The following is a 22263-nucleotide window of genomic DNA, read 5'->3' as shown; positions in this document are numbered from 1 at the left end:
TATCGGCTATTTTCATCTCGGTATGAGGCCGGATTCCCCGGCTCACGGCGAGCTGGGATGCCGAGATGCCGGCAGGTGCCGCGGTGCGGGGATGGCGTCGGGAGACGAACGAGGGATGGTCGATCGGCGGCCTCCCCACGGCGCGAGAGAGGCACGTCGAATGCAGTTGGTACAACGCTCGAAACGCGTGGTGGAAGCCAGGCTGAACAACTCCGCGGTCCGCGCGATCAGCGGGTCGATGGTCGCCTACGAGGGACAGGTCACCTTCAAATCGGCGGGCTTCGGCGGCGGCGACGGCGTGCTCGCGGGCCTGAAGCAGCGGGCCACCGGGGAGGCGCTGTCGCTCATGGAGGCCTCGGGCAACGGCATCGTGTACTTCGCGCACAACGCCGCCGAGACGACCGTCATCGAGCTCAACAACGAGACCCTGCAAGTGGAGTCCGAGCAGCTGATGGTGCTCAACGGCAACCTGCAGACCAATGTCACCTTCGCCGGTCTGCGCGGAGCGTCGTCGGGTCAGGGTCTGTTCACCACGACGGTGAGCGGCCACGGACAGATCGCACTGTTGTCCAACGGCGGCCCGCTCATCCACCTCGAGGTGTCACCGCAGTATCCGCTCGTGGTCGACCCGGACGCGTTCGTCTGCGCCCGCGGCCAGTTGAGTCAGTCCTTCGTCACCGATGTCTCCTGGCGGTCGGCGCTGGGACAGGGTGGCGGAGAGGCGTTCTCGTTGCGCTGGGATGGCAGCGGCGTCGTGTCGATCCAGCCGGCCGAGCGGTGAGGGTGAGGTAGCGAGAATGTTCACCAAGGTCAACAGCAAGGTCGTCTCCGTCGACATCGGCCGTACCGGGCCGGTCGTCGCACGACGCGGGGCGATGCTCTTCTACAAGGGCAACGTGCACTTCCAGCCCCACCAGATCGCGGGAGCCGGCGGTATGGGCGGCGGGATGCCGGGACTGGGCGGCATGGGCGGGATGGCCGGCCGGATGCTCGCCGGCGAGCACGAGTCGACGATGATCGCGCAGGGGCACGGCGAGGTGCACTACGGCTTCCTCGGCATCGAGGTGCACGTCGTGGATCTCGCGGCGGTCGGCGGCACGATCCGGGTCGAGGCGTCGCGGCTGCTCGCCTACGCGGCCAATCTGCAGGCCTCCGTCGTCTCGGTCGCCTCACAGGGCGGCGGTGGCGGCGGTGGTGGCGGCCTGTTCGGTGCATTGCGGTCCGCTGCTGCCGGAGCCGTCACCGGTCAGGGCATGTTCACGACGCAGCTGTCGGGTCCGGGTTCGGCGGTGCTGCTCGGGCACGGCGGGGTCTTCGAGCTCGAGGTGTCCCCGGCCAAGCCGCCGGTGACGGTCGACCCGCAGGCGTTCGTCGGGTCGGCCGGTCAGGTCAACACCAGCCTGCGGTCGGCGATGAGCTGGCGGAACGTGGGTCGAACCGGCGGTGAGGCAATGCAATTGGAGTGCTCCGGACAGGGCATCGTGTACGTGCAGGCATCGGAGGAGAAGCTATGAGTCAACTCAACACCGTGTGGAGTCCGATGAATTTGCCGTCGGACGACAACGTGCCGGACAACAACTACTCCTTCTGCATCGACCTCAACCAGCCGTGGTTCATGTCCAAGGGCGCGATGATCGCCTACTACGGTCAGATGCAGTTCACCGCGCTGACCCAGGGTCTGCAGGGAAACATGCTGCAGATGGTGGCGCAGCAGTTCTCCGCCCCGCTGTACCTCGGTGACTACGTCGTCGCCGAGGGCCACGGCAAGCTGATCATCGGCGACCGCGGATACGACATCAACGCTTACGACCTCGAAGACGGCAACCTCACCATCCGGGCGGCCAATCTTCTTGCCTTCCAGCCGAACCTGTCGCTCAACCAGTCGATCGTGCCGGGGTTCCTGACGCTCATCGGCACCGGCAAGTTCCTCGCGTCGTCGAACGGCCCGGTGATGTTCGTCGAACCGCCGGTGCGCGTCGATCCCGAAGCGCTAGTCGGATGGTCGGATTGCCCGTCGCCCAGTCACCATTACGACGAGGCGTGGGTCAACGGTTTCATCGCGGCCGCGGGCCGGCGGATGGGGTTGAACTCGGGCGAGGAGCGCCAGTTCGACTTCACCGGCGCGGGAACGGTTCTCGTGCAATCGAGCGAGAAGGTGCGCGACGACTCGTCGGTCCTGCGCACCATCCAGGGCCATCTCCCGGGCATGTCGGTGCCGAGCCTGCACCAGATCAACCAGCAGATCACCCAGCAACTCGGGCAGCAGCAGGGCTGAGTCGGGCTCTCGAAACCACTGCGCCGCAGGACCTTCGGGGTCCTGCGGCGCAGCTGTTTCTCCGCTCCCTAATCCGAAGGGCGACATAGCCACTGTTCCCTGAGGTGCGAGGAGCGAAAGCCGCCGGGCCGAGCAAGCGACGAAGGAGCGCGTCGAGGTCGACGAGCCTCGAAGGGCCTGGCGACTCAAGTCACCAAACCCTTCGAGGCTCGCTTCGCTCGCACCTCAGGGGGCAGGGGGAGGCGTTTCGCTCGTACCTAAAGGAGGGAGGCGTTTCGCTCGCACGTCCCAGGAGCGCGCTTCGCTTCGCACCTCTTGGAGGGCAGGTCAGATGTTGACCTTCTCCTCTTCGCCCTTCGCCGCGAGGCGGTTGCGTCGGACGATGCTGGAGATCAGTGCGGCGATGATCAGCGCGACGCCGATCAGGCCGGTGATGATCTCGGGGACGTGGGTGCCGATGGAGTACAGCAGGATGAACGCCAGCGCGCCGATCGCCCAGTGCGCTCCGTGCTCGAGGTACACATACTCCGACAGCGTGCCCTTGCGCACCAGGTAGACGGTGAGCGAACGGACGAACATCGCACCGATGAGGCCGAGGCCGAGGGCGATGATGATCGGATCCGCCGTGATGGCGAACGCGCCGATGACGCCGTCGAACGAGAACGACGCATCGAGCACCTCGAGGTAGAGGAACAGGAAGAAGCCGGCCTTGCCTGTCGCCTTGGCCAGGTCCGACGGGCCCGACTTCCCGCTGTTCTTCTCGACTGCCGCATTCTCCGCGGCGTCAGTTCCGGGCTCGGCCGCTTCGTCATCTTCCGCGGTCTCGACGTTGAAGTACTCGCCGAGGCCGTTGACCAGGATGTAGGTGATCATGCCGAGTGAGCCGGCGATCATGACCGTCGACCGCTCGTCGGGCGCGGCGATGTAGGTCGCAGTGAGGACGAGAAGCGTCATGGCGATGACGACCTCGAGCATCTCCAACTTGCCGATCTTCTCGAGCGGCCGCTCGATCCAGGTCAGCCAGGTGAGCTCCTTCTGCTCGAAGACGAAGCCGAGGAAGAGCATCAGCAGGAACATGCCGCCGAACGCCGCGATCTGCGGGTGGGCGTCGGTGATGATCGTCTCGTAGCTGGGATCGCCGTTGGGGAAGTACGCCGCATCGTTGGGCGGTGGGTTCAGTGCGAGGTCGAGCGCCTCAACCGGGTTGAGACCCGACGCGAGCCACACGATGACCAGCGGGAACACCAGTCGCATACCGAAGACGGCAATCAGGATGCCGATGGTGAGGAAGATCTTCTGCCAGAACTCGCTCATCCGGCGGAGGATCGTGGCATTGATGACCGCGTTGTCGAAGGAGAGCGAGATCTCGAAGACGCCGAGGATGGCGGTCAGGATCAGCGCTTCGACGCCGCCATAGAGGAAAGCGATGATCAGCGACACGATCGTCACGACGACCGAGAGGCCGAAAATTCTTACTACCACTGGCTTGTGGCCTTTCTAGGGTGCGTGGAAACCAGCCGACCGCATTGTCGGAGAGGAGTGGTGACGCGCGGATGCCGCACCCGTTCGACAACGGGTGCGGCATCCACAAGCACGTTCAGGCGGACAGCCGGAGTCTACGAGAGACTCAGACGTTCACACCGAAGTCGCGGGCGATGCCCGCGAGACCCGAGGCGTAGCCCTGGCCGACCGCGCGGAACTTCCACTCCGACCCATGACGGTACAGCTCACCGAAAACCATCGCGGTCTCGGTGGAGGCATCCTCGCTGAGGTCGTAGCGGGCGATCTCGGCGCCGCCGGCCTGGTTGACGACGCGGATGAACGCGTTGCGGACCTGGCCGAACGACTGCGACCGTGCGTCCGCGTCGTAGATCGAGACGGGGAAGACGATGGAGTCGACGTTCGGCGGAACGCCCGCGAGGTCGACCTTGATGACCTCGTCGTCGCCCTCGCCCTCACCGGTCAGGTTGTCGCCGGTGTGCTCGATCGAGCCGTCGGGCGAACGCAGGTTGTTGAAGAAGATGAAGTGCTGGTCGGAGAGGACTTTCTTGTCCGCGCCGAGCGCGATGGCGCTGGCGTCGAGGTCGAAGTCGGTACCGGTGGTGCTTCGGATGTCCCAGCCGAGGCCGACGGAGACCGCAGTCAGGCCCGGAGCCTCCTTGCTCAGCGAAACGTTTCCGCCCTTGCTCAGGCTCACGCCCATGGTTTGCGCCTTTCTGTTGGTACAGGGTCTCGTGATGTCCGATGTGCCCGATACGGGCCACTCGGAGCAATCGACAACACTCTATGTGAAGGGTTTGGCGCGGTCACTGATTTGGATGGATGACCTGCGCGTTCGCCTCGCTGTGAGGCTCGCGGTGGCAGCAGTTCACCCCGATGCTCCATGTGTTCACGACGAAGACCGCCCACCGGCGGCATGGCCGTCGACTCGAAGTCGTCGGCCGCCTCCGATGGGCGGTCTTCGTCGGATCTGTCGTAACAGGGACTCGCCGAGGCTCAGGCCTCGATGATGAACTCCTCGAGCTGCTGACGTGCGACGTCGTCGGCGAGCTGCTTCGGCGGGGACTTCATCAGGTAGGCCGAGGCCGGGATGACCGGTCCGCCGATGCCGCGGTCCTTGGCGATCTTGGCGGCGCGCACGGCGTCGATGATGATGCCGGCCGAGTTGGGGGAGTCCCAGACCTCGAGCTTGTACTCCAGGTTCAGCGGCACGTCGCCGAAGGCGCGACCCTCCAGGCGGACGTAGGCCCACTTGCGGTCGTCGAGCCACTCGACGTGGTCCGACGGGCCGATGTGGACGTTCTTGTCGGCGATCTTGCCGGCCAGCGGGCCGTTCAGGTTGGAGGTGACGGCCTGGGTCTTGGAGACCTTCTTCGACTCCAGACGCTCACGCTCGAGCATGTTCTTGAAGTCCATGTTGCCGCCGACGTTGAGCTGGTAGGTGCGGTCGAGGGTGACCCCGCGATCCTCGAACAGCTTCGCCATCACACGGTGGGTGATGGTGGCGCCGACCTGGCTCTTGATGTCGTCGCCGACGATCGGGACACCGGCGTCGGCGAACTTCTGGGCCCATTCGGGGTCCGAGGCGATGAACACCGGCAGGGCGTTGACGAACGCGACGCCTGCGTCGATGCAGCACTGCGCGTAGAACTTGTCGGCCTGCTCCGAGCCGACCGGGAGGTAGCTGACGAGGACGTCGACCTCGTTGTCCTTCAACGTCTGGACGATGTCGACGCCGGAGCCGTCCGCCTCGGTGATGGTCTCGAGGTAGTACTTGCCAAGACCGTCGAGGGTGTGACCGCGCTGAACGGTGACGCCGGTCGGCGGCACGTCGGCGATCTTGATGGTGTTGTTCTCGCTGGCGAAGATCGCGTCGGAGAGGTCGAAGCCGACCTTCTTGGCGTCGACGTCGAACGCGGCGACGAACTCGACGTCGCGGACGTGGTAGGGGCCGAACTTCACGTGCATGAGGCCGGGAACGCTGGCGTTCTCGTCGGCGTCCTTGTAGTACTGCACGCCCTGCACCAGGGATGAAGCGCAGTTTCCTACGCCCACAATGGCAACGCGCACCTTATTGGGCTCACCCATGGTCGGGTTCTCCTTCTTCTCGCGGCATCGCAGTCGTTCGCTGCGCAACCGGTGTTTTCAGTTGCTCGGGTTCGTCCCGGCTCGGCGTCGAGTCCGGGTCTTGATATTCGTCATCGGCTCGTCCGGTGGAGGCATTGGGCCGCCCCGAATCGAACTGTGACCGTTCGCTGTCGGCGAGGTCGTCGTCGAACTGCGTGTCGAACGGATTCGGCGCCCCGTCCTGCTGGGAGCTCTCGGCTGCGATCAGCTCGTTGAGCCAGCGGACTTCGCGTTCGCTGGACTCGAGGCTCAGCTGATGTAGCTGACGGGTGTACCGGTCGACGGCCCGGTTGGACCGTCCGACGATCTCCCGCAATCCCTCCCGACGCTCCTCGACCTGCCGGCGACGGCCCTCGAGGATGCGCATACGCGCAACCGCGGGGGTGCGGCTGAAGAACGCCAGGTGCACCCCGAAGCCGTCGTCGGTGTAGTTCTGGGGACCGGTGTCGGCGACCAGCTCGGCAAACCGTTCCCGGCCTGCGTCGGTGAGCTGGTAGACGCGCCGGCCACGCCGCACCTTGGCGCCCAGGGGCGTCTCGGGTTCGTCGATGAGGCCGTCGGCCTGCATGCGGCGCAGCGTCGGGTAGAGCGATCCGTACGAGAACGCACGGAAGGCACCGAGCAGTCCGGTGAGCCGCTTGCGCAGCTCGTACCCGTGCATGGGGGATTCGAGAAGTAGTCCGAGAATGGCCAGCTCGAGCACTTCGCCACCCCCTTCACGGTTCTGCCGATGATCTGTCACTTTCTCCTCGGACTTGATGTACCGGCACGCTCTGACGCGCCGACACCTCGTTCCGATGTAGTTCCCAATGTATCGCACCGATATAACTGGTGTCCACGAGTGGTCGGTCAGGGGAAGGACTGGTGTCGGGGCGGCGTCCGGACGGCGTGATGCATGTCTCCGACGGGCGGACGCGGTTGATTTCCGCGGCGGTCACGCGGGACCCCGTCGCGCCGACGCCCCGGCAGAGACCACGTACCCTGAAAACCGTGCAACGCCAGATCGTCGACTACGCCCTGCAGCGGCGCGCTCGGCTGTCCTCGGTCCATGCGGGCCGGACCGCCGTTGCCGAGGTCTGCGACGCGAGTCCGTACCTCCTGCGCGCGGCGAAGTTCCATGGTCGGCCCAGCACCACGATGTGCCCGATCTGCCGAAAAGAGCAGGTCACCCTCGTGTCATGGGTGTTCGGCGAACGACTCGGTCAGGTCAGCGGTTCGGCGCGCAGCAACGAAGAGATCGCCCGGCTCGCGACAACCGCCGAAGAGTTCTCGGTACATGTCGTCGAGGTGTGCCGGACCTGTAGTTGGAACCATCTGGTCCAGTCGTACGTTGCCGGGCTGCCGCCGCAGTCCACGCGTCGCTCTCGACGCGTGGCCAAGTAGCGCGCCGGCCTGCGGGTTTTTGCCCGGGGCGGTTGCCTGCTGTCACAGTGGAGCGGCACGAGGCCAGAGAAGTCGAACGAGATCGACGGGCGAGGACGTCCGCTCGATCCGGTAGGAAGGTGGACGATGAGCGAGGCACGCGGTTCTTCGCCCACGCCCCGACGCACCGGCATCCGTCCCGGTCCGGGCGGTGGCGGTCAGAACGGAAGCGACACGGCAACCCGGCACCGGCGGTTCGCGTGGGCGCTCGGGATCGTGGGCGCCGTCGTCCCGGCGATCGTGCTCGTGCTCATCGTCGCGTTCGCGTTCACCTACTTCACCGCCGAGATCCCGGAACCCGACGTGAGCCAGAAGGCCACCATCGTCGACACGTCCGGTCGCACACTGGCCGACATCACCTCACCCGACGGCAACCGCACGGTCGTCCCCTTCGACGAGATCCCCGAGACGATGAAGCAGGCGATCGTCGCCGCGGAGGACCGCGAGTTCTGGACCAACAACGGTTTCTCGCCCCGCGGCCTCTCCCGTGCCGCGATAGGGCAGATCACCGGCAACCAGACGGCCGGCGGCGGTTCGACCATCACGCAGCAATACGTCAAGAACGCGATCGTCGGTGACGAGCGCAGCTTCGATCGCAAGTTCAAGGAACTCGCGATCGCCGCGAAGATGAACGACCGTCATGGCTGGTCCAAAGAGAAGGTTCTCGAGGCCTACCTCAACACGATCTACTTCGGCCGCGGCGCGTACGGCATCGCCGTCGCCACGCAGAAGTACTTCAACAAGTCGATCACCGACAAGCGCCGCGCCGAGCGCAACCCGCTGACCTTCGAGGAGGCGGCCCTGCTCTCGGCGGTCATCCGGGCACCGTCGTATTACGACCCCGATTCCAACCGCGAGGTCACCGAGTCCCGCTGGCGCTATGTACTGGAAGGCATGGTCGCCACCGGCGCCATCACCCAGCAGCAGGCCGACAACGCGGTGTTCCCGAAGACGATCAAGGCGCGCGTCACCGAATCCGACGAGACGCCCGGCCCCAACGGACTGATCAAGCGTCAGGTGCTCGGCGAGCTCGACCGTATCGGCATCACCGACAAGCAACTGCGCACCGGCGGCCTGAAGATCAGCACGACGATCGATCCGCAGGTGCAGAACGCGGCGGTGCAGTCGGCGTGCCGCAAGAACCGGATCTACAAGTGCCCGGAGGGCGAGCTCAACGGCGAGCCCGACGACGTGCTCGCGTCGGTGGTGTCGATCGACCCACAGACCGGCGGCGTCCGCGGGTACTACGGCGGCGACAACCCGTCCGGCTGGGACCTCGCCCAGGCCGGGCTGCAGACCGGGTCGTCGTTCAAGGTGTTCGCACTCGTCGCGGCCCTCGAACAGGACATCCCGCTGTCGAAGACCTACAGCTCGGCGCCGTTCCAGGCCAGCGGTGGCCTGACGGTCGAGAACTCCGACGGCGAGAGCTGCGGCACCTGCAACCTCGCCACGGCGATGAAGATGTCGCTCAACACGGTGTACTACCGCCTGATGATGGACCTCGACGGTGGAGCGCGAGCCGTCGCCGACGCCGCGCACCGTGCGGGTGTCGCCGAGTCCTTCGGCAACATCGAGCGGACCCTGCAGGAGGCGAACGGGCAGCCCGAGGGCGGCGTGGTCCTCGGCCAGTACCAGTCGCGGGTCATCGACATGGCCTCGGCGTACGCGACGCTCGCGGCGTCGGGCGTCTACCACGAGCCGTACTTCGTCCAGAAGGTCGTCGACTCCGAGGGGCAGGTCCTCTACGAGCGCAAGACCGAGGGCAAGCGCGTCTTCCCCGAGAAGGTCGCCGACACCGTGACCGCGGCGCTCGAGCCGATCGCGGCGTACTCCAACGGCAACTCGCTCTACGACTCGTCCCTCGGTTCGCGACCGTCCGCCGCCAAGACCGGCACCGTCCAGCTCGGCGACACCGGGCAGAACAAGGACGCCTGGATGGTCGGGTACACCCCGCAGCTGTCGACCGCGGTGTGGGTCGGCACCAACGACGGCACGGCCCTGACCAACTACAACGGCGCCTCGATCTACGGCAGCGGCCTGCCGGCGTCGATCTGGAAGTCGGCGATGGACGCCGCGCTCGAGGGCAAGGAGATCAAGCAGTTCCCCGAGGCCGACGAGCCCATCGGCGGCGAGACCGGAATCCCGTACGAGGCGCCGGCCACCACCGAGGCGCCGACGCGGACGCGTGGACCCTCGGTGCCGACCTTCGACATCCCCGACCAGGCCGGTGACGGCAACCTCACCCTCGCTCCGGGAGTGACGATCCCGATCCCGGGCGCTCCGCGGAACGGCGGCGGTGGCGGCGGCGGAAACAGCCCGGACGGCGGCGGGCTGGCCCCCGCCGACCCAGGCGGTGGCGACGGCGGCGATTCCGGCGGCGGGGTACCCGGCGGCGGTGACGGAGGCGGAGGAGTCCCTGAACCGCCCATCGGCTGACCCGGACCCGGCTGCCGACTCCGCGGCGAGCGGCTCCGACCCCGTCTGGGACAGCCCTGCACCCATCGCGAGTGATCTGCGTGTCGACGACGCGCGCGTCCTCCCCACGCGCACGGACGGTCTGGTGCGTGAGGCGAGTTCGCTGGTCGGTGGACCGGTGGGGACGCACGCCGTCATCGGCCGGGCCCGGCATCTGACACCGCTGCGCGTGCTCTTCGCGCTGGCGTTGTGCGGACTGGCGCTCGGGTGGTTCGGCAAGGCCGCGTGCCTGCAACAGGCGCCTGCCGACGGCGGTACGGCCGCGGGCGCCGAGATGCGGCTGGACTGGGACGATCAGCGTCAGTTCACCAACCTCTGCTACTCCGACGTGATCACCTTGTTCGGTGCGGAGCGGCTCAACCGGGGCGCGTTGCCCTACCGCGACTTCTGGTTCCAGGAGGACTCCGACGGGCAGACCATCAAGCGGTACATGGAGTACCCGGTCCTCACCGGGATGTTCATGTACGGCGCGGCCCAGCTGACCCAGGGGTGGCTCTGGGCGGAGACCAACTGGGGTGTACCCGGCGCACTCGACGTCGTCCTGTTCTTCGCCATCGTCGCGTTGGGACTGACGGCGTTCTGGCTGGTGACCATCTGGGCGACGGCCCTCACCGCACGACACCGCATGTGGTCGGTGTGGCTGGTCGCGTTGTCCCCGCTCGTCTTCGTGCACGCGTTCACCAACTTCGACGCGATCGCCACCGCAGCAGTGGCGGCGGCGCTGCTGGCCTGGTCGAGGGAGCGGTTCTGGCTGGCAGGTGTGCTCATCGGGCTCGGTACCGCCGCCAAGCTGTATCCCGCCCTTCTGCTGGTGGTGCTGGGTGTGCTGTGCCTGCGGACCGGGAAGGTCCGCGAGTTCGGGGTCGCGGCTGCGACGGCGATCGGCGCGTGGCTGGCGGTGAACCTGCCGATCCTGATCCCGTACCCGTCCGGTTGGTGGGAGTTCTTCCGGTTCAACGGTGACCGGTCAGCGGACCCGGACACGATCTACCGGGTCGTTGCCGACGCCGCTGGTTTCACATGGAACATCGGCTATCTGAATGCGCTGTCGGTGGGCCTGACGGTCGTCGTGATCGCCGCGGTGGCCGCGGTCGGTGTCCTGGCGCCGTACCGGCCCCGGGTGGCCCAGCTCGCATTCCTCGCCGTGGCCGGCTTCCTGCTGGTGAACAAGGTGTGGAGTCCCCAGTACTCGTTGTGGCTGGTTCCGCTTGCGGTGCTTGCCATTCCGCACACTCGCCTGCTGCTGGCCTGGATGGCCGTCGACGCGCTCATCTGGGTGCCCCGGATGAGTCTGTTCCTCGACGCCGAGCGCCGGTGGCTCCCCGATCAGTGGTTCACCGCCGCTGTCGTGCTCCGTGGACTGATGGTGGTGGTTCTCTGCGCCGTCGTTCTCTGGCAGATCTGGCATCCGCGCGACGACCTGGTCCGCCACGGAAACGACGGCAGGTGGTACGACGACCCGGCCGGCGGCGTCCTCGACGGTGCTCCCGACCGGCTCGGACGACGGTCGAGAGCGACCCGGACGGCGGAGGACCCGCGGGAGCCGGTGCCGGCGGCCGGATAGCGGTCGCGCTTCACGGGAGCCGTACCGACGATTGGGCGAGGGTTTCGGTGGGTATTGACGGGTCATGTCGGATACCGCACCTCATATCTCGGACGACACCGCGGAAGCGGTCGGCAAGGTGGGGGAGGCGCTGGAGTACATCGAGCGCGCCCGCGGCCACCTGTACTCATTCCATCAACTCATCGGACGCGGGGACCTGCTGCTCGGCGAGGCCGTCGACGAGTTGCGCGAGGCGGGCCACGCCGGGTTCGCCGATGAACTGTCCACCGAACTGGTCGGACGCAACGTGCTCGAAGGTCGCTGGACGTTCCAGATCGTCGAAGAATTCGATGACACCTACTGGGGTCCGCTGCGGGAGTACGTCGACCGGGTGCGAGCCGATCTGACCGATGGTCAGCGGCACGTTCACGAGGCGCGCTTGAAAGAAGATCGACGCACCCACGGGCATCCGAAGCACACCGAGAAGCCCTGAGCCGGCGGTCAGGCGGTGATCCGCTGCAGCAGGCGATCTCTGGCCGACGGCCAATCGTCATCGGTCATCGCGTACAGGGCGGTCGTGCGCCAGCCGTCGCCGAATCGGCGGTGCTTGCGCAGCAGACCCTCGAAGGTCGCACCCAGCTTGGTGATCGCGGCGCGCGACTGAGCGTTGAGCTCATGGGTGTGCCAGGTGAGGCGGACGGCGCCGCAGTCCTCGAACGCGTGGCGCATCAGCAGGAACTTGGCGGTGGGGTTCACCGCGGTCCCCTGGACGCGTTCGCTGTAGAAGGTGTAGCCGATGCACGCGGATCGGTTGGCCTCGTCGATGTCGTAGAAGCTCGTCGACCCGACGACGCTGCCGTCGGTGTTGTCGACCACCGCGAAAGCCACTCGCGACCGAAGAGCGGACTCGACGTACCGGCGTGCACTGTCCTCGTCGGTCGGCACCCCGGGTGCCCATCGGAAACGGGTGGGGTCACCGATCAACCCGGCGAGCGCGCCGACATCATCGAGGCCGATCGGACGTAACGTGACCCGGTCACCCACCAGGGGGCCGGTCGCCAGCCACGAAGTCACGGGGACCCTTTCGCCACGGCTTCTCGTCGCGGGTCGAGGATCACCCCGGTGGCGGCGGGATCAGTCCCATCTCGCGCACTTCCGGCCACACGGGAGGCCAGCGGCTCACGAAGCGGGGTGCCGACGAGGGTCACGATCAGATAGACGAGCAGGACGGCGTGCACCCACACCGAACCCGCGACGCCGGTGACGATCCACCACGGCAGCGGATCGCCGGCATCCCGGATCGGGAACAACCGGAAGATCGTCAGATCGAGAGCGAGGTCGGTGAGCAGGTACGCCAGGATCACCGGCCAGCGCACCTTCATCAGGACGAAGAACGGCAGTATCCAGAGCGTGTACTGCGGGGAGTGCACCTTGTGGAACAGCATGAAACCGGCCAGCATCGCGCCGCTCACGGCGATCCACGGGAAGGTGCCGACGCGTTCGAAGCGGCGCCACCCGAGGTACATCGCGACCGCGAACGAGGTGAGGATCAGCAGCGGCGACATCACGCTGACGATGGAGTGGTACGTGTCGGTGGTCCCGGTGACATACCGCAGACCCCAGTACCAGATGGAATTGGTGTCGACGTCGGCCCGGCGACGGCCCTGGAAGGACAGCGCGGCCTTCCACCCGTCGAATCCGAGGACCATGAACGGCAATTGGATCGCGGCCACCGTCACGACGGCGGCGCCCGCAACCCAGCCGGCGCCCGTCCAGTCGAGGCCGCCTCCGGCGTCACGTCGTCCCGCAACCGCGCGTGCGCCGCCGGCGCCGCGCGTGAGAACGTATGCGGCCAGCGGTAACACGAAGATCCCCGGGTAGAGCTTGAGACAGAAGCCGACCGCGAGCAGAACAGCCGCGACCACCGCGCACGTCCGAAGCGGCAGTCGTCGCCGGCCTGTTCCGGGCTGGACGGACGCGCCCCAGGCCATCACGGCGACTGCCCCGACGGCGGTCGCGACGACCGGCAGCTCCCAGTTGTGGAAGGAGTACAGCACCAACGGGGGCGTCGCGGCCCAGAGCAGCGCCCACCATCGGACCATCAGGGCGAGCAACACGGTGATCGCGACCCCGAACGGCGCCAGCAGGAGCGCGGAGTGGGTGAAGAACTCGGTGTCGGTGTCGGCGCCGATCGCACCGAAGAACATGAGGACGCCGGAGAGCACCGGGTACTCGACGACACCGCCGAACAACGTTCCGTCGGAAGCGATTCCGCCGTGGATGTAGGGAAAGACGTGGGTGTTGATGTCGCGGCCGAGCCAGAGGTACATCAGGTCCGAGTAGCAGGGGATCACCGCATCCGGATCCCCGACCGGCCAGTTGCCGCTGCGCCCGAACGCGTCGAACGGTGGGCCCCCGCACCGGAGCTTGGCCCGGAAACTCCAGAACATCGTGACCGTGGTCGCGAGCACCGACACGACAACGATCAGGGCCGTCTCACCACGGCCGGACAGCCGTGCGGACCATCGACCCGGGGTTGTCCGCCGTTCCGACATGGCCAACAGCGTAGGTGGTCGGGCAGTGCGCCGCCGAAGCGACCCGCGGCCTCGGATTTCTCTGCGAACGGGCAGGTCATGTATCTTGGACCGGTTGCCGACGCAGGCGACCCTCCTGCCACGGACAGTCCGTGGCCGACCTAGCCCATAGGAGGTGATGTGGTCTTATGCGTCACTACGAATTGATGGTCATCCTCGATCCGAATCTGGACGAGCGCACCGTCGCACCCTCACTCGATACGTTCCTCAATGTTGTCCGCAAGGATGGCGGTTCGGTGGACGGCGTCGACATCTGGGGCAAGCGCCGTCTTGCCTACGAGATCCTCAAGCACAACGAGGGCATCTACGCCGTCATCGATCTCAACGCCGAGCCCGCCACGGTCACCGAGCTCGATCGTCAGCTGAAGCTGAACGAGTCGGTTCTGCGCACCAAGGTCCTGCGGAAGTAATCCACAGGCTTTCTTGATCGTCTGAACACGTCGGTACCGGGTTCTAGGGTTGGACCCAGAACACCCGGTGCATGTCGATCAGCGAGTGCCCACCAACGACCCAAGGGGAACACACATGGCAGGCGACACGGTCATCACCGTCATCGGCAATCTCACCGCCGACCCGGAACTGCGGTTCACGCCGTCCGGGGCAGCGGTTGCCAATTTCACGGTGGCTTCCACTCCGCGCACTTTCGATCGTCAGACCAACGAGTGGAAGGACGGCGAAGCGCTGTTCCTCCGCTGCAACATCTGGCGTGACGCCGCGGAGAATGTGACCGAAAGCCTGACCAAGGGTTCCCGGGTGATCGTGCAGGGACGGCTCAAGCAGCGGTCCTACGAAACCAAAGAGGGCGAACGACGCACGGTCGTGGAACTCGAGGTCGACGAGATCGGCCCCTCACTGCGGTACGCCACCGCCAAGGTCAACCGCGCCTCGCGCGGTGGCGGCGGTGGTGGCGGATTCGGGTCCGGCGGTGGCGGCGGTAGCCGCGGCGGCGGGAACTCGAACCAGCAGGTTGCCGACGATCCCTGGGGCAGCGCGCCTGCCAGCAACAGCGGGGGATCGTTCGGTGGCGGGGACGACGAACCACCTTTCTGATATCGCTCGGGGCATGATCGACCCGCCCCGAACAGCCCGGGAACGGCAGTGACCGTCCCCGAAGCATTGACTGGAGCAACACACACATGGCAAAGGCAAAGCCGAGCCGGAAGCCTCGCGTCGAGAAGGTCACCAAGACCAAGGCGTGCAGCTTCTGCAAGGACAAGAAGGCCGTCATCGACTACAAGGACACCGCGCTGCTGCGTCGTTTCCTGTCCGACCGGGGCAAGATCCGGTCGCGTCGCGTGACCGGCAACTGCGTGCAGCATCAGCGCGACGTCGCTGTGGCAGTGAAGAACTCGCGTGAGGTGGCCCTGCTGCCCTTCACCTCGACCAGCCGATAAGCGGAAAGGATCAGTTGACATGAAGCTCATCCTCACCGCCGCCGTGGAGAACCTCGGCGAAGCCGGCGACATCGTCGTGGTCAAGGACGGCTACGGCCGCAACTACCTGCTGCCCCGCGGCCTGGCCATCAAGGCCACCCGTGGAGCCGAGAAGCAGGTCGAGGGCATCCGCCGTTCGCAGGAAGCCCGCGAGGTCCGCGGTCTCGAGCACGCCAACGAGCTGAAGCAGGCCCTCGAGGGCCTCGCCGATGTCTCGCTGGACGTCAAGACCCACGACTCGGGCAAGCTCTTCGGTTCGGTCACCGCGGCTGACGTCGCCGGTGCCATCAAGACCGCAGGCGGCCCGACCGTCGACAAGCGCAGCGTCGAGCTGCCCAAGGGACACATCAAGGCAACCGGCAGCTACCCGGTCATCGTCAACCTGCACCCGCAGGTCTCGGCGACCGTACAGCTCGCCGTCGTCGCCGCGAGCTGACCTCAGCGTTACGACCAAAGGCCGGGTGGAGATCCTCCACCCGGCCTTTGTCGTGGCTGCCTGACCGAATGATCGAAGCCCTACTTCGGGGCCGGTGGATTCGCCGGCAGCTGGTTCCAGTACTGCAGCCGCGGCGGAAGGTATTGCGGTGCCGGGTTGGCGCTGTGGTCGACGGCGTTGTTGCCGGGGCCCAGGGTGTCCCACGACGGGAAGAAGAACTTGTGCCAGGCCGGGGTGAAGATCAGCGCGCGGTCGCCGGTACGGCAGGCCACGGCGTCGCGGCGGGGGACGGTGCACGTGACGCCTTCGATGGTGACCCGTTTGCCGACGCCGAGGACCGGTGGTCGGAACCCGCTCTTCGGACCGAATCGATAGGTCTGATCCGTGCGCGCCCACCACGGACCCTGCTGGTCGTCGGAGATGACCGCGCCCGACGCGGTGGGCGGTGCGGTCGCGGGACGGCCCGCACAACCGACGTAGCGGTAGCCGGGACCGACCTGGCACACCCACCGGCCGGTGGTGAAGAACGACCGGCCGTTGTCGACGTAGGCCAGCGAGCGGAACGTCGTGGGGTTGACGGGTTGGTAGCGCGAGAGATCGAACTCGACGGGCATCGTGGGCCCGGGCGCGGCGAGAGCCGATGGGGCCGTCGTCAGTCCGGCGGCAGCGGTCAGGGCGGCCAGCACGGTGACCACGCGGCGGATGACGACCGACCTCAACCCCAACCTCGACACGCTCGACATTGCACCACAACCGACGGCGTGCCGTCGGCGATCGAAGGTAAGTCGCGCGACTGATGACGCCCGCGACCTCGTCTGGCCAGGTGTAACGCAGACCACACCAGATGTTCACCCGAATATTCGCCACCAGGAGTTGAACAGGCGTCCGCAACACGCCCGCAAGGCGACGCGCCGAAGAAGCCCCAACGATTTCCAAATCGTTGATTGTGGAAATTAGCGAAGACGCTGACCTGCGAGAACTGTGTTGTTCACACCCGAATTCCTCAGGTTGTCCACAAAGGGTGCACAACGCGTCCCCCGGCCACTCACACACGCTCCACAAGTGATCCCCAGATTCGTCAACAGGTCGGTTTGAGTCGCGGTCGTGGAGGTCCTAGTGTCACGCCTCAGCGTCTCCGTCCGTCTCGGCGCACACGACAGTCCGACTGTCGGTGCCACCCGATAGGAAGAGACAGACCGAAACACGACGTCGACACCGGGGACTCGCGACGTGGCCTACCGGGGCCGACACCAGACTCAAGGTCGTACTCATTCGATGTCGGGTGGGATCGAACGTTGCGAGAGGTTTGACACGCGTGGCTGTTGTGGATGACCGCGGGCGCGGCCCCGCCGCCGGAGGGCGAGGACGGGGAGACGACGAGATCCCCGCCGAGGACTTCGGCAGGCAGCCCCCGCAGGACCTGGCCGCCGAGCAGTCGGTGCTCGGTGGCATGTTGCTGTCCAAGGACGCGGTTGCCGACGTCGTCGAGAAGATCCGCACCGGTGACTTCTATCGTCCTGCCCATCAGGCGGTGTTCGAGGCGATCCTCACCCTGTACTCGAAGGGCGAGCCCGCCGACGCGGTGACGGTCGCCGCGGAACTCGAGCGGGCGGGCGAACTCAAACGGATCGGCGGGGCGCCGTATCTGCACACCCTGATCTCGACGGTGCCCACCGCCGCCAACGCCGGCTACTACGCCGAGATCGTGGCGGAGAAGGCGCTGCTGCGCCGGCTCGTGGAAGCCGGCACACGCATCGTCCAGTACGGCTACGCCGGCGCCGACGGCCAGGACGTCGCCGAGGTGGTCGACCGTGCCCAGGCCGAGGTGTACGAGGTCACCGAGAAGCGCACCGCCGAGGACTACGTCGCCCTCGAAGATCTCCTGCAGCCGACGATGGATGAGATCGACTCGATCGCGTCGCGGGGCGGCATCTCGCTGGGGGTCCCCACCGGCTTCGCCGACTTCGACAAGCTCACCAACGGCCTGCACCCCGGGCAGATGATCATCGTCGCGGCCCGTCCGGGTGTCGGCAAGGCGCTGGCGCTCGACACCCCGCTGCCGACGCCCACGGGGTGGACCACGATGGGCAAGGTCGGCGTCGGCGATCACCTCCTCGATGCGCACGGCCGGCCCACTCGGGTCGTCGCCGCTACCGAGGTGATGACCGAACGGCCTTGCTACGAAATAGAATTCAACGACGGCGCGACGATCGTCGCCGACGAGCAGCATCAGTGGGCGGCCGAGATCGACGGCAAACGCCGGGTGGTCACCACGGCCGGCCTGCGGACGCATGTCGGCGGCGCGGTCGTGCGAAACACCGCGCCGCTCGAGTTGCCGCGCAAGCGATTCGCCTACGGCCCGTACACGGTGGCGGCGCTGGCCGGCATGGCCTTCGACGATCCCGAGATCAGCATGCGGATCGACGCGGAGGGCCCTGTCGACGTCATGACGCTGATGGCCGACCTCGGCGGGCGTATCCCGTACGAGTACCTACGGGGTTCGATCGCGCAGCGCCGTGCCCTCCTCGCAGGTCTGCTGGATGCCCGTGCCTCCGTCGACGACGACGGCTGGATCACCGTGCCGGCCGCCACCCGGCACATGACGGCCGTCGTCGCCGACCTCGTGGCCGGACTCGGGTTCAACTACAAGCGGTCGGCAACGGGTTGGTTGCGCGTCGACGCCGACGACGACGTGTTCACCGTGCACCACAAGGCGATCCGTCACAAGGAGCTGCGCAGGCGGGCCGGGGTTCGACGCGTCGTCGCCGTTCGTCCGGTCGACCCGGTCCCGGTGCGTTGCGTCCAGGTCGACAACGCCGAACACCTGTATCTGGCGGGCGAGGCGATGGTCCCGACCCACAATTCGACCCTGGCGATGGACTTCCTGCGATCGGCCGCGATCGGCCACGGCCTCACCGCCGCCATGTTCTCGCTGGAGATGAGCAAGACCGAGATCGTCATGCGTCTGTTGTCGGCGGAGGCGAAGATCAAGCTGGCCGACATGCGTGCCGGCACCATGAGCGACGACGACTGGACTCGTCTCGCACGCCGTATGGGTGAGATCTCGGAGGCGCCGTTCTTCATCGACGACTCACCCAATCTCACGATGATGGAGATCCGCGCCAAAGCGCGCCGTCTCAAGCAGCGCCACGATCTGAAAGTCGTTGCGGTGGACTACATGCAGCTGATGACGTCGGGTAAGAAGGTCGAGTCGCGCCAGCAGGAGGTGTCGGAGTTCTCCCGTCAGCTGAAGCTGCTGGCGAAGGAACTCGAGGTCCCCGTGATCGCGATCAGCCAGCTCAACCGTGGTCCGGAGCAACGTACCGACAAGAAGCCGCAGGTGTCGGACCTCCGTGAGTCCGGCTCGCTGGAGCAGGACGCCGACATGGTCATCCTGCTGCACCGTCCGGACTCCATCGAGCGTGACGACCCGCGCGCCGGCGAGGCAGACATCATCGTCGGCAAGCACCGTAACGGCCCGACGGCCACGATCACCGTCGCGCACCAGCTACACCTGTCCCGGTTCGTGGACATGGCGCGCGGGTAGTTCGTCGCATCCCTGAGTGTGGGGTGAGAACTCGCTGATAATCGCGCTGCCGGGTGCTTCTCGATGGGAGAAGTCGTCCGCCGGCCCGGTAGCGTGCGTCCGGGACGTGTCCGCGAGAGTCGTGGTGGAGTTCGGATCGGCTGGCGTTGTGAGTGTGAAAACTGTTGTGAGCAAGCGTGTCCCGGCGTCGATGGTGCCGGCGGGTGCGCTTGCGGTGCTGCTGGCTGCACTGTTGGTCGGCGGGGTCGTCTACCTGGTGCTGCCCACGGACTCGGCGGACGCCGAGGACACCAGACCACCGGCTGAGCAGATCGACGCGGCAGGCGACTCCGTGTCGTCGGCCAAGATGATGTTCCAGCTGATGTCCGCGGGCCTGAACAGCGCGACCGGCGGCATCGCCACCGCGACGGCGAGCGCGCGCGACATGTTCGACGCCGTCGACACCGCCGCTTCGGCGTCCGATCAGCTCGTCCGCGGTCTGGGCGACGCGCCCGACGTGTCGTCGGCGACACGACAGGTCAACGACGGTGCGCTCGCGGTGTCGGCCGTGCTCGGGCAGGCGTCCGCCCTGTCGAACTCCGTCACGCAACTCGATTCACTCGTGACACCGTTGATCGGTTACCTCGAGACCGCGCGGACCCCCGGGTCGGCGGACGCCCTCGACCGGCTGCGCGCTCTCCAGGGTTCGAGTCGCGAGATCAGCGAGCAGCTCGGCTCCCTCGACTCGCTGCAAGGCGAGTTGGCGACCATGCGGAAGTCTCTCGAATCCGCCGCCGCCGGCATCGACTCCGCGATCTCCCAAGCACAGACCGCGGCCGGCCAGCTCTCCACGGGTCTGAACCGCCTCGCATCCGCGCGGGAGGACACGCTGAGTGCCACCGACAAGGTGAACGCCGGGGTGAAACAACTTCAGGGTGTCCTCAACTCGATCAACGACGACCTCGACAACGCGTCGACGAACCTGACGCCCGTGGCGACCGACGACGCCGCGCCCCAGGCGTCGAACGAGTCCGTCGGGAGTGTCGCCGAACGCGTCGGTTGGGCGGTCGTCGCCGGTTCGGCGGTGGGTGCGATCCTGCTGGCACTACTGCTGATCCGAGTGGCGCGGTCACGGCCCGACGACGCTCCTGATCGGGCAACCGACGACGCCGACCTGGTCGGAGCATCGGCGGGCGCCGACCGCTGACGAAGCATCCGCAGAGTGCGGCCTGAGTGCCGGTTTCCGGTACCCATCCCGCACTCTGCTGGGAGGCCGGCGCTGACCTCAGCTCAGCAGCACCCATCCGAATCGCAGGCACAGGGCCGTCAACCCGAGGACCGCGGTGGCGACCAGCCAGCGCCGGGCCAGTCGTTCGGCGCGGAGATGGTCGTCGCCGGGCCGTAGATAGACGTACGCAGCGGTCAGCGCACACACCGATGCGGCGGTCCCGACCATCAGGACGAGGACGAGCATGACCATGATGACCATGGTGCCGTCATTCGGAGCCCATCTCGATGATCGCCCGGCCGATGATCTCGCCGCGGGCGAGGGCCTGATAGGCGTCGTCGACGTCCTCGAGACGATAGCGGCGGGTGATCACCCGTTCCGGCTCCACGATCCCCCCGGCGACCATGCGCAGCAGCGCCGGCATGTCGCGTCGGGCTTTCGCGCCGTAGGAGCCGCGGATCTGGAGGCTGCGGCGTACGAGGCGGGCCAGGTCGAGTTCGCCGGGCGTGCCGGCCGGTGCAATGCCGACGACCACGGCGCGGCCGCCGTCGTCGAGGATGTCGAGCGCGGTGGCGAAGGTGCTCGGATGTCCCAGGGCCTCGAAGGCGACGTCGACGCCGTGGCCGCCGGTCAGTGCCCGGACCTCGGCGACGACGTCGGTGTCGCGGGAGTTGACGGTATGCGTCGCACCGAGTTCCGCCACCGCCCGGAGCTTGTCGTCGTTCACGTCGATGGCGATGATCTGGGCGACTCCCGCTGCCGCGGCGAACTGGACGATCGACGACCCGACGCCGCCCGCCGCGACGACGGCGATGCGATCGGCGAGCCGCAGTTCGGCGTTGTTCACCGCACCGAGCGCGGTGAACGAACTGCAACCGAGGATGGAGACCTCGCCCAGCCCCACTCCGTCGGGGACGACGAACGCGTCCGAGGCAGGGACGACACAGTATTCGGCGAGTCCGCCCATCGAGTACATGGCGAGCGGGCTGCCGTCCGCGCGGGCCAGACGGGTCTCGCCGTCGTAGAGCGTGCCCTTGAGTCGGTTGTGCGCGAAGAACTTCTCGCACAGATCGTCCAACCCGCGTGCTCAGTGGCGGCATTCGCCGCACGGCATGATGAAACTGCACACGACCCGATCGCCCACGGCGAGGGTGTCGACACCCTCGCCGAGCTGCTCGATCACACCGGAGACCTCGTGGCCGAGGACCGCGGGCGCAGGGAAGGCGACCTCGGACTTCAGCACGTGTAGGTCGGTCTGACAGACCCCGCATGCCGTGACCTTGAGCAGGATCTCGCCGCGACGGGGTGTCGGGCGGGGGATCTCCTCGACCGCGAGTCTCGGTGTACTTCCCTCCCAGACAGCAGCTTTCATGACGAGTCCTCCTTCTGTGGGCGGGACGAGTCGGGCCCCGCAGCGGCCCGACTCGCTTGCGAGGGGGTTCCCCTCCGGCGGGCCGGTGTCGACAGCACCAGGGGCGTTCGACGGGTCGTCGTCAATCGATTATAGGGTCGGAGCTGTCAGCTCCCGGCCGGGTCGGCGACCTTCGGCTCCGCGGCGATCCGGGAACCGGGGATGCTCGGAGAGTGACCGTTCATCTCTCGCAACCGCCCGTTCGGCGACGATGACAGGTCCCGATCTCAGTTCGACGGCAGGTTCGGGCGGGTAAGGTGTCGGCACCGACCGATCAGCCGACCCCGGGAGCC

The 22263-nt window shown here is 66.9% G+C and carries 21 protein-coding genes and 1 pseudogene; 13 read left to right on the top strand and 9 right to left on the bottom strand.

Annotated features, from left to right (window positions below):
• The first annotated feature begins 160 nt into the window (after positions 1–160).
• From AC3B5T_RS06220 to AC3B5T_RS06210, 3 genes are read left to right on the top strand one after another with little or no spacing between them, the layout of a single operon-like run.
• Complete coding sequence (locus AC3B5T_RS06220; protein WP_033204169.1) at positions 161–781, top strand: AIM24 family protein; 621 nt, start codon at positions 161–163, stop codon at positions 779–781.
• A gap of 16 nt (positions 782–797) precedes the next feature.
• Positions 798–1514: an AIM24 family protein gene (locus AC3B5T_RS06215; protein WP_065629494.1), complete on the top strand. Its 717-nt coding sequence runs from the start codon at positions 798–800 to the stop codon at positions 1512–1514.
• On the top strand, positions 1511–2275 hold the full coding sequence (locus AC3B5T_RS06210; protein ID WP_058252893.1) for an AIM24 family protein: 765 nt from the start codon (positions 1511–1513) through the stop codon (positions 2273–2275). Before AC3B5T_RS06215 ends, AC3B5T_RS06210 begins: the two co-directional genes overlap by 4 nt.
• Before the next feature lie 327 nt (positions 2276–2602).
• On the opposite strand, the gene AC3B5T_RS06205 is transcribed toward AC3B5T_RS06210, so the two are convergent.
• The 4 genes from AC3B5T_RS06205 to AC3B5T_RS06190 form a co-directional block, all read right to left on the bottom strand.
• Positions 2603–3757 (bottom strand): DUF475 domain-containing protein, encoded by a 1155-nt coding sequence (locus AC3B5T_RS06205; RefSeq protein WP_058252892.1) that lies wholly within the window; start codon positions 3755–3757, stop codon positions 2603–2605.
• 145 nt (positions 3758–3902) lie between these two features.
• Complete coding sequence (locus AC3B5T_RS06200; RefSeq protein ID WP_058252891.1) at positions 3903–4478, bottom strand: TerD family protein; 576 nt, start codon at positions 4476–4478, stop codon at positions 3903–3905.
• 293 nt (positions 4479–4771) lie between these two features.
• A complete protein-coding gene (locus tag AC3B5T_RS06195; RefSeq protein WP_488358432.1) occupies positions 4772–5863 on the bottom strand; it encodes an inositol-3-phosphate synthase in 1092 nt (363 codons plus the stop codon).
• Entirely contained in the window at positions 5856–6605 is a 750-nt protein-coding gene (locus AC3B5T_RS06190) for a PadR family transcriptional regulator (RefSeq protein ID WP_014928598.1), read from the bottom strand. The genes AC3B5T_RS06195 and AC3B5T_RS06190 overlap by 8 nt, the downstream gene beginning before the upstream one ends.
• A gap of 287 nt (positions 6606–6892) precedes the next feature.
• On the opposite strand from AC3B5T_RS06190, the gene AC3B5T_RS06185 reads away from it, so the two are divergent.
• The 4 genes from AC3B5T_RS06185 to AC3B5T_RS06170 all read left to right on the top strand — a co-directional run bounded on the left by AC3B5T_RS06185 (position 6893) and on the right by AC3B5T_RS06170 (position 11835).
• Positions 6893–7285 carry a DUF5318 family protein gene (locus AC3B5T_RS06185; RefSeq protein WP_010844588.1) on the top strand — a complete coding sequence of 131 codons (393 nt, stop codon included), beginning with the start codon at positions 6893–6895 and terminating at the stop codon, positions 7283–7285.
• 126 nt (positions 7286–7411) lie between these two features.
• A complete protein-coding gene (locus AC3B5T_RS06180) occupies positions 7412–9760 on the top strand; it encodes a transglycosylase domain-containing protein (protein ID WP_010844589.1) in 2349 nt (782 codons plus the stop codon).
• A complete protein-coding gene (locus AC3B5T_RS06175) occupies positions 9720–11363 on the top strand; it encodes a glycosyltransferase family 87 protein (RefSeq protein WP_055476947.1) in 1644 nt (547 codons plus the stop codon). The genes AC3B5T_RS06180 and AC3B5T_RS06175 overlap by 41 nt, the downstream gene beginning before the upstream one ends.
• Before the next feature lie 64 nt (positions 11364–11427).
• A complete protein-coding gene (locus AC3B5T_RS06170; RefSeq protein WP_010844591.1) occupies positions 11428–11835 on the top strand; it encodes a hypothetical protein in 408 nt (135 codons plus the stop codon).
• An 8-nt stretch (positions 11836–11843) separates the two neighbouring features.
• On the opposite strand, the gene AC3B5T_RS06165 is transcribed toward AC3B5T_RS06170, so the two are convergent.
• Together AC3B5T_RS06165 and AC3B5T_RS06160 are read right to left on the bottom strand one after the other, a co-directional pair.
• Entirely contained in the window at positions 11844–12416 is a 573-nt protein-coding gene (locus tag AC3B5T_RS06165; RefSeq protein WP_055476936.1) for a GNAT family N-acetyltransferase, read from the bottom strand.
• Positions 12413–13897, bottom strand: coding sequence for a hypothetical protein (locus AC3B5T_RS06160; RefSeq protein WP_055476937.1), 1485 nt, complete (start codon positions 13895–13897; stop codon positions 12413–12415). The genes AC3B5T_RS06165 and AC3B5T_RS06160 overlap by 4 nt, the downstream gene beginning before the upstream one ends.
• 167 nt (positions 13898–14064) lie before the next feature.
• Between AC3B5T_RS06160 and rpsF the strand changes: the two genes are divergently transcribed.
• The 4 genes from rpsF to rplI all read left to right on the top strand — a co-directional run bounded on the left by rpsF (position 14065) and on the right by rplI (position 15805).
• Complete coding sequence (rpsF, locus tag AC3B5T_RS06155) at positions 14065–14346, top strand: 30S ribosomal protein S6 (RefSeq protein WP_004020660.1); 282 nt, start codon at positions 14065–14067, stop codon at positions 14344–14346.
• Between the two features lie 115 nt (positions 14347–14461).
• The gene (locus tag AC3B5T_RS06150) at positions 14462–14986 is read left to right on the top strand and encodes a single-stranded DNA-binding protein (protein WP_004020661.1); all 525 of its coding nucleotides are present in this window, start codon (positions 14462–14464) and stop codon (positions 14984–14986) included.
• 86 nt (positions 14987–15072) lie between these two features.
• Complete coding sequence (gene rpsR, locus AC3B5T_RS06145; RefSeq protein WP_004020662.1) at positions 15073–15330, top strand: 30S ribosomal protein S18; 258 nt, start codon at positions 15073–15075, stop codon at positions 15328–15330.
• A gap of 19 nt (positions 15331–15349) precedes the next feature.
• Positions 15350–15805, top strand: coding sequence for a 50S ribosomal protein L9 (rplI, locus tag AC3B5T_RS06140; protein ID WP_010844594.1), 456 nt, complete (start codon positions 15350–15352; stop codon positions 15803–15805).
• Between the two features lie 80 nt (positions 15806–15885).
• On the opposite strand, the gene AC3B5T_RS06135 is transcribed toward rplI, so the two are convergent.
• Positions 15886–16548, bottom strand: a complete 663-nt coding sequence (locus tag AC3B5T_RS06135) for a hypothetical protein (RefSeq protein WP_035718221.1) — start codon at positions 16546–16548, stop codon at positions 15886–15888.
• A gap of 572 nt (positions 16549–17120) precedes the next feature.
• Between AC3B5T_RS06135 and dnaB the strand changes: the two genes are divergently transcribed.
• On the top strand, positions 17121–19352 hold the full coding sequence (dnaB, locus tag AC3B5T_RS06130) for a replicative DNA helicase (RefSeq protein WP_014928591.1): 2232 nt from the start codon (positions 17121–17123) through the stop codon (positions 19350–19352).
• 166 nt (positions 19353–19518) lie between these two features.
• Complete coding sequence (locus tag AC3B5T_RS06125) at positions 19519–20538, top strand: hypothetical protein (RefSeq protein WP_488358431.1); 1020 nt, start codon at positions 19519–19521, stop codon at positions 20536–20538.
• Positions 20539–20616: 78 nt separating this feature from the next.
• Here AC3B5T_RS06125 and AC3B5T_RS06120 read toward each other — a convergent pair whose 3' ends face one another.
• The gene (locus tag AC3B5T_RS06120; RefSeq protein WP_488358430.1) at positions 20617–20820 is read right to left on the bottom strand and encodes a hypothetical protein; all 204 of its coding nucleotides are present in this window, start codon (positions 20818–20820) and stop codon (positions 20617–20619) included.
• A 7-nt stretch (positions 20821–20827) separates the two neighbouring features.
• Positions 20828–21931 (bottom strand): annotated as a pseudogene (locus AC3B5T_RS06115) (zinc-binding dehydrogenase).
• Positions 21932–22263: the final 332 nt, after the last annotated feature.

Source organism: Gordonia sp. G4, from assembly GCF_057770005.1.
The sequence above is the reverse complement of the archived record's forward strand: the minus strand, read 5'-3'. Positions and strand labels throughout refer to the sequence as shown.